The following is a 9,594-nucleotide window of genomic DNA, read 5'->3' as shown; positions in this document are numbered from 1 at the left end:
TACTCCTGGGCTATATCAAAGATCATTTCTATATGTGCTGAAGGATCTTCATCTTTATAAGGGCAGCCGCCAATTAGATCTGCACCATTTTCCAATGCCTTTTGGATAAGATGTTGGGTAGCAATGCTCCCGGTAAGTCCTTCCTGGGCAAAAGCACAGATTTCTATATCGATAGCAAATGCATATTGCTGCCTGACTTTTTGAATAGCCTTAAGAGATCTAAGTTCCGTTTTGGGATCGGTTTCCACGAAGGTGCGTATCCCCATAGTTCCCTTTTTAATTGCCATTTCAACTACATTTGCGGCGCGTTGGTAGACGTCATCTTCTGTAAATGATTTTTTGGCTTTTCCGGTCTGTTCTACAGCTTCTTCTAAAGTTCCTTCTTCAATAGTGCAACGGTCTAGAATACATGCTTTATCGAGATGAATATGGCTCTCAAAAAAGCCTGGCGAAACAAGATGACCTTTGGCATCATAACTATTTAGGAGGGTAATTTCTTCTGAAGAATTGGCGAAAACCGAATCAATTTTAGCGATTTCTCCATCCAGAATCCTAATATTTACAAGATCTTCATAACCTTCTATTCTTGCATTTTTAATTTCCAGGTCATATTGACTCATAAATATATATTTCTTTTAAAAATTATGATATTTTTCATCTTAAGCCTCTAATGTATTTAAAAAAGGTCATTTTTTTGCTGAATTTATAGCTGGCATGGGTAAATTGTTGAAATATGAGATACGTAGGTGTGGACGGTTGCAAATATGGCTGGGTTTCAGTTTGTTTTTCTTCGGAAGAGATTATTGCGGTAGAAAGTGTAGGGAGTCTCATATCTTTTTATTCATCTCAAGCTTTAATTTTTGTTGATATCCCAATTGGTCTGAAGAGTGAGATAAATAAGATAAGAAATTGCGAGGAACTGGCCCGACAGTTCCTTCCGAAGAACAGGAAATCAAGCATTTTTCCTGTGCCTTGCAGAGAGAGTCTTCAGGCTGAAACATATTCGGAAGCGTCATGTATCAATAAAGCTATCTTAGGTAAAGGTATTTCAAAGCAGACCTGGTTCATTATTCCTAAAATCAAAGAAATAGACCAGTTTTTGGTTCAGAATAAACAAGAACGAAATAAAATTAAAGAATCACATCCAGAAATTTCCTTTCAGTTCTTAAACGATGGAAAACCTTTGAAATACACGAAGAAAACTGAAAATGGGATTATTGAAAGACTTCACATATTATCACAATTCAAGCCTGAAGCTGAAAAATTATACAATCTAGGTTTGAAGAAATATCGACGCAAGGAGATAGCAAAAGATGATTTGTTAGATGCAATGTGTCTGGCTATTACCGCTGAACTTTCAGAAATTTATGGAAAGCGCATACCGATTCAACCGGAAAAAGACGAGTACGGAATAGAAATGGCCATTCATTATGCGGATTTATCACGATTACATAAAAAATGCCCGAAAACTTAAGTAATCGGGCATCTTATTATTTGAATACTCCTAATCAATCGTCTTTAACATCGTATCTGTCCAGCATCATAACTTTATCCCAGGCTTTTACAAAGTCCCGAACAAATCTATCTTTTCCATCTTCAGCACCATAAACTTCGGCAATATTTCTTAGCTGAGCATTAGATCCAAAAATTAGATCACAACGAGTAGCGGTGTATTTCACATTTCCATTTTCACGATTTTTAATATCAAAAATCATTTCCTGGTCATTTTGTGGCACCCACTCATAGTCCATACTTAAAAGTACTTTGAAGAAGTCGTTGGTAAGAACACCAGGACGTTCTGTGAATAAACCATGTCTGGAACGATCAAAGTTTTGTTCTAAAACACGTAATCCACCAGTTAGAACAGTCCATTCTGGTGCGCTTAATGTGAGTAATTGTGCTCGGTCCAGGAAAATCCTTTCCGGCGGCACATTGTACCCAACTTTGTCATTGTGATAATTTTTGAATCCGTCTGAAACCGGTTTTAACCAGTCAAAACTTTCCTCATCGGTTTGTTCCTGGTTTGCATCATTGCGACCCGGCGTAAAAGGCACTTGAATATCGAATCCAGCATCTTTTGCAGCTTTTTCAATAGCGGCACATCCACCAAGCACAATCAGGTCTGCCAGCGAAACCTTTTTATTCCCACTCTGGCTGCCATCGAAGTCAGATTTCAAGGTTCTGTAAGTCTCAAGAACTCTGTTCAGTTCATCTGGCCTGTTAAGATCCCAGTTGTTCTGAGGTTTCAGGGAAATACGGGCTCCATTGGCACCGCCACGTTTATCACTATTACGGTAGATAGCTGCGGAAGACCATGCTGCAGAAACTAAAGCAGACACACTTAAACCGGTATCAAGGATCTTTCGTTTTAAAGCAACTATATCACTGCTATCAATGAGGTCATAATCTATCTTCGGGATAGGATCCTGCCAAAGCAAATCTTCTTGCGGGACTTCCGGTCCAAGATATCGATCTTTTGGCCCCATGTCTCTATGAGTTAATTTATACCAGGCTCTTGAAAATGCATCGGTAAAATAGTCGAAGTCATTCAGGAATCTTTCGCACACCTTTCGATAGTCTGGATCCACCTTTAAAGCGATATCTGAAGTCATCATCATCAAAGGATTCATTTTACCTTCCTCATGCGCATCTGGTGTTTTTGGCGCATGTTCATCAACCGGTGTCCATTGCACGGCGCCAGCAGGACTTTCAGTCTTTTTCCATTCAAATTTGAACAGATTGGTCAAATAATCATTATCCCAGGTTGTAGGATCTGGCGTCCAGGAACCTTCGATCCCGTTGGTCATGGTATATTTTCCAAAACCTGTACCTTCAGGATTCTGCCAACCCATTCCCATGGCCTGCAAGGGAGCAGCTTCTGGCGCTGGACCAATTTTATCTGCGCTAACCATCCCGTGGCTTTTTCCGAAGGCATGTCCACCCGCGATAAGGGCAACGGTTTCTTCATCATTCATAGCCATACGCTTAAATGATTCTCTAATGGCCATCGCCGAATCCCTCGGTTCTCCATTTCCTCCCGGACCTTCCGGGTTTACGTAAATTAAAGCCTGATGTGTAGCTGCCATTGGGTTCTCCAGATCACGGTTTGGATCGGAAGGTTCTCCTTTCCAACGAAGCTTCTGTGTCACCATTTCTTCCGGATGTCCATCATAGTACTCACCAACATTAGATTCTTTAAATGGTTTACCATTCCAGAATTCTGGTCCCCAGTAGGTACTACGATCTGGCTCCCAGGCATCTCGTCTACCACCGGCATAACCAAATGTGGGGAAGTTCATAATTTCCAGTGCGCAGTTCCCGGTAAGAACGATAAGATCTGCCCATGAAATAGATGCACCATATTTTTGTTTAATCGGCCAGATGAGTCTTCTTGATTTATCAATATTCCCGTTATCCCACCAGGAATTGATAGGACCAAAACGCTGCATTGCCTGTCCCGCTCCACCGCGACCGTCGGCAATACGATAGGTGCCGGCAGAATGCCAGGCCATTCTAATCATTTGAGGACCATAGTTATTATAATCTGCAGGCCACCAGTCTTTCGATTCTACCAGTAACTGTTTGATTTCATTTTTAAGCTGTTCAAGATCAATTTTATTGAAGGCTTCTTTGTAATCGAAATCGCTTAGAGGATTCGCAACCGCCGATTCCTGATGTAATAATTCAACTTGTAGTCGGTTAGGCCACCAGTCATCTAGCTGCGGCTTCGAGCCAATGGCTCCGCCAACCCTTGTTCCTCTAAACGGACATTTGGCAAGATTCTCTGGATTATCCATGTCTTTCATAGTGAATGTTTTGAAGTTTGAAATGAATTAAAATTAAAACGTCAATATTTTTCTTCTGAAGTTCATTCTGAACATTCCAAACTTGGAAAATGGAGTAGATAAGATTTTATTCTCAACATTCTAAAAGCAAAGGGAGGAAAAAGAAAAATGGTGGGCGTAATTAAATTTTAGTTTATGAGCAGAATTTAGGAAGTTGTGGTAACAATTTGGAAACTGCTGCGTTAAATTTTTTTTAAAAATTATTTGCTGGATCGCCCTGAAAGTAAATAATTCGCAGTAATTGAGCTAATTATTGCCATATTAGAAGTATTTGCCGATAGCTTTCTGGTCTTGCTAAATGAGCGTTGGAAAGAAACTAAAGAAGTTTCGCTTTACCCATATGGGATTATATCTATAAAGTGGAGATTATGGTTGCAAAAAGTATGAAAACATTCAGATTAGTTGCAGGTCTTTCATAATCGAGATAAGGTGAGGATTTGTATTTGCCCTGAATTCTTCACGAAGTTCTTTCAGTCTTTTTTCGATCGCACTTTTACTACTTGGCTTGATATTCTTATTTTTTAATTCCTTTTGAATTTCGTCCTGTGTAAAACCGTTTGCCAGATATTTAACAATATTGATTTCGAAGTCATTTAAAGTAAGCACATTATTCTGGTTCAGGATCTTTTCAATCGACGGAGAATTATAGTTGGCACCTTCATTCAAATTCAGGATCGCCTCTTTCAGCTCTTTTAAGCCAGTGCGGTCTTTGCAAACATAGGCATCTATATTTCCGCTTGCCCAGAGTTCCCTGACCGTTTGAGGGTGGTCTTCTATCGAGTTAACGATAACTTTAAGTTGAGGATCTTCGAGTTTTAATGCCGAGATAAGGTCTTTTCCGGACGTTAGTTTTTCCTCCCGGTAATCTGGTTTGAAGGAAAGATCACAAATTAGTAGATCATAAGGACTGCCTTCCTGAATAGCTTTTTTGGCCAGAAGCCAGGCTCTATCACAATATTGGGCGTGATCTACCTGTGCAATTTTCAAATCTTTCAAAACAAAAGCGACAGCATGATTTATACTGTCCATATCTTCAGCAACCAGAACTTTTTTAAACATGTTAAAATTATATTGGAATTTGAATTAAAACCTTCAATCCTTTTTCCTGTTCAGTTTCAAAATTAAGTTTTCCTTTGATAGAAAGAATACGGTTTTCCATATTAAGAAAACCATTACCGGCTTTCAGACTTTGACGTGAAGTACCTTTCCCATTATCAGAATATTGAATATGCAGCGTTCTGTTTTCTTCGGAAAATACAATAGCAACCAAACTGGCCTTACTATGTTTGTTCATATTGATCATGATCTCCTGAAGGACACGGTAAAGAATGATCTTTTTCTCCGGGCTTAAGCTTTTCCAGTTGAAGCTGTTTTCCCCACGAAGAATTAGTCTGGCATCTGCAGGTAAACTGGAACTAAGCGTGGTGAGTAAATGGGGAAGGAAATCTGCTCCTGTAGGAATACTGCTATTTTCCCTGGAAATATTACGTGTCCGGTTATAGATATTTTCCAGCTTATCCATAAGCATATTGGGTGCAATCGAATCCATACTGCTCATCACATTGTAGACATCGTTTGCCAGTTCATCATGGATTTTTTTGGAAATTCTGGATTCTGTACGATGCGCTTCGCGAATTTTATCCCTGGTATGTCTTTGTCTTAAATAGTAATAGCCAAATCCACCACTAACTAAGACCAGCAAACTTCCTAGTGATAATATGATGATCTGGTCCTGCAGTTGCTCTTTCTCTATAGCCTGTAGAGCAGTTTGATCCTGTAATTGATCGATCTCTAATTCTTTCTGTTCCTCATCAAATTTAATTTTAGCGAACATATTTTTAGCCTGGGCATTTTCCGAACGGATGCTATCGCTTAGCTGAATATAGATTGTTGAGAGTTCTTTGACAGATTCCATTGGCGATAGCTGGATCAATTTTTCTATGGCATTCAATTGCGCCGACCTACTATCGAGTTCCATGGCTGTAGTGAGCAAGCTATCTGCGTAAAGTTTTGATACATTTGCATCCTTTTTTCGGTAAAAATTGGAAAGGTGATCATAACTGGCGAGCAGGCCATTTTTCCCATTTTTCAGCAGTCTTATATTCCTGGCTTCTAACAAATCATCTTCCACGTTAGCGGTAGAGTCTTGCAACCACCTGGTGTAAGCCAGATTATCTAAGAACCTGGCCTTAGAGAGAATATTCGTTGAATCAGAACTTCGCAGGATGTTTTCAAAAATAACTATGGCCTCATTGTAATTCTTTTCATCCTGGAGAGATAGTGCAATATTGTTTAAATTACTCAAACTGTCCTTCACATTGGCAGCAAATGCAAGCGCGTTTCTCCATTCACGTATGGCATCACTTTGAAAACCCTGGTTGCGATATGCTGTTGCAATAATATTGTAAGCTGTACTAAAGTAAGTGGAGTCAATGGGATCCAGTAGTTTGAGGGCTTCAGCAGCAGTTTCCTGAGCTCCGGTATAATCTGTTAATTTACTTTGTGCATTAGCCATTTCTATAGTTCTGCGCCCAGCTTTTGCAGAATCTTTATCGGCAAGGTGTAATTCTCTGGAAATAAATGCATTTCTAAAATATTCCTTATAATCGTTTAAAGAGCGATGAATAATAGCTTTACGGTAAAAGCCTGTGGCTTCAAAATGAACATTTCCATAGATCCGTGATTGATCGATCATTTTTGAGGAATAGACCAGAGAGCTGTCATAATTCCTTAATCGATTAAAGCTGTAGATGACGCCATCTAGTAACTTGAGATGCACCGTATCATTGTCGATTTTGGAAGAGTCCAGACCATATTTAAAATTTGCAAGCATTTCTGCTGGCAACTTTGAATTTAAACCTTGTTGAAAATAAAATTCTCCGGTTCCTGGTTTGATTTCTTCTGAATTGTTTTCGGAAGTCTGGTCACAAGCGATCAGGCTTAGACAAATAGAGAAGCTCAGCAGGAAATACTTTGAGATGTGCATTTAGCGAAAATATATAAAAACTGAGGAATCCAGAATACTTAATTGGAAAGTTTGAAAACTAGCAAAGAATGCAAGCCATCCCAGCCATTGAAGGCGAATTCCGAAGATCTTATAAAAAATATTATGTCACGAAATGGAGCAAAAAATGAAGTAGATAAACATCCATAAAGTTCTAACTGTTTCTAATATAAATAATCACCTATACTTCGGAATATTTTAATCTTCAGTTCTTCTGGAATTTATCGGGCCAGCTTCAGAATAAATAATATCAAATATCGATCTCATTATTCCGGAATAAAGTAGGGGAGAGCTCTCTTTGTTTACTTCTGGTCAAATATTTCCGAAGAACGCCTCCAGAAACCCTGTTTACATCAAATTCTATCACAAAAGCATCCTTATCTACCTCATTCAAAATTCTATAGGCTTTTTTGGTGTCTATCCTGTTTACAACCGTATGAATGATCTTTAGATCCTGCTTTTCTCCCTGACTTCCATAGCCTTTACTACCGTTAGAGATCGTTAATCCCTGGCCTATATTCTTCAGCAAAGCGATCTGCATTTCCCTGGATTTTTCGGTAACAATCATGAGTCCAACATAATCCTCGAAGCCTTCCAGTATCAGGTCTATAGTTTTTGCAGTAATAATATAGGTTAGCACAGAATACATGGCGACCTCGATCGAGTATAGTAAACTAACCAGTAAAAAAAGCACCACATTGAACCAGAAAATCATAAGACCAATGGAAATTCCTGTTTTTTCATTGAGGAAAATACCCAGGATCTCGCTCCCGTCCAGAACAGAGCCGTTCTTTATGGCGAGACCAATTCCTGCACCCAGAAATAAACTGCCTCATATTGAAATTAGCAACTTATCATCTGTAATGGATTGAAAGTTCTCAAAATGAATAATGAGCGAGAGTACAAGTACTGAAATGATCGACCGTATCACAGTTTTTCGTGAAACTGTATACCAGCCAATTACAAAGAATGGGATGCTAATGACTGGAAGAATTATTGAAATTTCTATTTCTTGTGATTTTGCTTAGAAGAATTGAAATTCCGGTTACTCCGCCATCAAGAAAGCCCGTTGGGAAGCAAAAAAGCTTTTAGTCCAAGGCTCGCCAGAAAAACTGCGAGTGCCAGCTGACCAATTTCCCAAACCAAATTTGCCTGTAAAAATCTTTTTATCATACAGTAGAGTTCTTACTGAAATGAAACTCTCAGCTACTTTTTTCAGCTGATTTTATCTTATCTATTTCCTTCAAAATTTCGTTGGCTTCATGCATTTTATCATCACTCAGTTTTCTATTACTGGTAGATAAGCGATGCGCTTCCTCAAGAAGTTGTTTGTACTTTAGGTTCAATTTCTCTACTTCAGATTTCTTTTTAAATAAACCAAACATAACTTTTTCTTTAAATATAGGCTAAAGTCTAGATTATCCGGTTATGCTGCGGGGTTCTTTTATATCGTCTAAACTAAATGTTGCGCTCTATTTCTGAAGGTTCATTAAATATAATCTAATACTTCAGCTTAGTTAGCTGACATTGTATTTTTCCACCTCTGGCGGCTGGTTTGCCAGGTTCTTCAGCACATTCACACAACTTTGTAGTTCCGTAGTCATTGAGCTTTTCATGAGCATCGGAGCGTGCCCAAATGGATACAAGCGCATTTTCTTCCGGATCTTCTTCACAGTCCCCGTCGATTTGAAATGCATGAATAGTATTTTCGTAAAAATAGACCAAAGGATCCCGATCATACGATGAGGTGGTCCACATCCTGAATTCATCAGGCATTCCCGTGTCAAACTGAACAACGCGTTCATCTTCATTTTCTGAGATGGTTGTAAGCTTTTCGTTAGTATCCCTGATGGCAAAAGTTTTAAATTGATTCACACAGGATGGCTGGCGCATCGTATAATACAACTCAGAAGTAGCGTGGTTATGGTATGGATATAAGGTGTTTACAGCCTGAACGGTCATTCCAACTTCGGCACCAACTTTTTGTCCGTTGATCTCATCTATTCTTAGCAATCCCCAATGTCCCAGGATTTCAGCATAAGCATATCCACCTCTTACATTCGCGAAATTTTTTCGATTTCTTTCACTTTCTTCAGCATACATTGGGAACCAGCCTACAGATGCCCAAAGATTTGGTAGTGATCTAGCACTTATATCATAAGGGAAATTTTTAGGTGTCTTCACCTTTTCACCGGTCACCATTCTAAAGAAATTCTCAGAGAAGGTATAACCTTTAGCTTTCACCTCTGGATCGCTAACTTTAGTTTCAAAAAATTCTTGAAAAGTGGTTCTATCAAGCCATTTAGCGACTTCAGACCTTGCTTCCAGTTCACCGCCGGGACTATAGAGCCAGTCAACATTGCCTCTTGCAGCGAAGCAAGCTTTTGCAGCCTCAAGATTGTGCAGGATCTGGTAGATGTTTTTGACCATTAATTGCATATCGCGACGCTCCATCACATATAACTTACTAATTCCGTCCACGGTTTCATAAGTTGCCACGTCTGAATCAATGCAAGAGCTTCCAGCTGGAGAGGTCGTTAAAGCCACCGCATAAGCTTCAAGATACTGCAGCGATTCTTTCCATAAAATATCGATATACTTCTGTTCCTCTTCGGAATACACTTCGGATTCTTCCAGACATTTAAATTTTACATTTTTCAGATCTTCGGGATTGATAAAATCCGGAATTTTCTGTGCATAACTGAAGGTGATGGAACTAAGAAAGAAGATCGTACTCAGGATATA

At 39.1% G+C, this 9,594-nt stretch carries 8 protein-coding genes and 1 pseudogene; 1 reads left to right on the top strand and 8 read right to left on the bottom strand.

What is annotated here, in order from left to right; all coding sequences use genetic code 11:
* On the bottom strand, positions 1–620 hold a 620-nt coding region (locus ACNKXS_RS06815; protein ID WP_470271662.1), incomplete at its 3' end, for an amidohydrolase family protein.
* Between the two features lie 113 nt (positions 621–733).
* On the opposite strand from ACNKXS_RS06815, the gene ACNKXS_RS06810 reads away from it, so the two are divergent.
* Positions 734–1,474 (top strand): DUF429 domain-containing protein, encoded by a 741-nt coding sequence (locus ACNKXS_RS06810; protein ID WP_417920210.1) that lies wholly within the window; start codon positions 734–736, stop codon positions 1,472–1,474.
* Between the two features lie 34 nt (positions 1,475–1,508).
* Here the strand turns inward: ACNKXS_RS06810 and katG are convergent, their stop codons facing one another.
* From katG to dddY, 7 genes and pseudogenes are all read right to left on the bottom strand, one after another.
* Positions 1,509–3,806: a catalase/peroxidase HPI gene (katG, locus tag ACNKXS_RS06805; RefSeq protein WP_417920209.1), complete on the bottom strand. Its 2,298-nt coding sequence runs from the start codon at positions 3,804–3,806 to the stop codon at positions 1,509–1,511.
* A gap of 432 nt (positions 3,807–4,238) precedes the next feature.
* Entirely contained in the window at positions 4,239–4,904 is a 666-nt protein-coding gene (locus tag ACNKXS_RS06800) for a DNA-binding response regulator (RefSeq protein WP_417920208.1), read from the bottom strand.
* Positions 4,905–4,911: 7 nt separating this feature from the next.
* Positions 4,912–6,831 carry a tetratricopeptide repeat-containing sensor histidine kinase gene (locus ACNKXS_RS06795; protein WP_417920207.1) on the bottom strand — a complete coding sequence of 640 codons (1,920 nt, stop codon included), beginning with the start codon at positions 6,829–6,831 and terminating at the stop codon, positions 4,912–4,914.
* A 268-nt stretch (positions 6,832–7,099) separates the two neighbouring features.
* Positions 7,100–7,390, bottom strand: a complete 291-nt coding sequence (locus ACNKXS_RS06790) for a DUF2179 domain-containing protein (protein WP_417920837.1) — start codon at positions 7,388–7,390, stop codon at positions 7,100–7,102.
* 51 nt (positions 7,391–7,441) lie between these two features.
* Positions 7,442–7,810 (bottom strand): annotated as a pseudogene (locus ACNKXS_RS06785) (YitT family protein); the annotation flags it as partial.
* Positions 7,811–8,051: 241 nt separating this feature from the next.
* Positions 8,052–8,234 (bottom strand): Lacal_2735 family protein, encoded by a 183-nt coding sequence (locus ACNKXS_RS06780; RefSeq protein ID WP_417920206.1) that lies wholly within the window; start codon positions 8,232–8,234, stop codon positions 8,052–8,054.
* A 115-nt stretch (positions 8,235–8,349) separates the two neighbouring features.
* A partial coding sequence (gene dddY, locus ACNKXS_RS06775) for a dimethylsulfoniopropionate lyase DddY (RefSeq protein WP_417920205.1) occupies positions 8,350–9,594 on the bottom strand: 1,245 nt, incomplete at its 5' end.

Source organism: Christiangramia marina, assembly GCF_048285865.1.
Taxonomy (GTDB): Bacteria; Bacteroidota; Bacteroidia; order Flavobacteriales; family Flavobacteriaceae; genus Christiangramia; species Christiangramia marina.
The sequence above is the reverse complement of the archived record's forward strand: the minus strand, read 5'-3'. Positions and strand labels throughout refer to the sequence as shown.

What these genes read in the sequence shown, in the direction of transcription:
- ACNKXS_RS06780 (WP_417920206.1), bottom strand. Translation starts at nt 8,234, where the DNA reads ATGTTTGGTTTATTTAAAAAGAAATCTGAAGTAGAGAAATTGAACCTA.
- ACNKXS_RS06790 (WP_417920837.1), bottom strand. Translation starts at nt 7,390, where the DNA reads ATGCAGATCGCTTTGCTGAAGAATATAGGCCAGGGATTAACGATCTCT.
- ACNKXS_RS06800 (WP_417920208.1), bottom strand. Translation starts at nt 4,904, where the DNA reads ATGTTTAAAAAAGTTCTGGTTGCTGAAGATATGGACAGTATAAATCAT.
- ACNKXS_RS06810 (WP_417920210.1), top strand. Translation starts at nt 734, where the DNA reads ATGAGATACGTAGGTGTGGACGGTTGCAAATATGGCTGGGTTTCAGTT.
- katG (WP_417920209.1), bottom strand. Translation starts at nt 3,806, where the DNA reads ATGAAAGACATGGATAATCCAGAGAATCTTGCCAAATGTCCGTTTAGA.
- ACNKXS_RS06795 (WP_417920207.1), bottom strand. Translation starts at nt 6,831, where the DNA reads ATGCACATCTCAAAGTATTTCCTGCTGAGCTTCTCTATTTGTCTAAGC.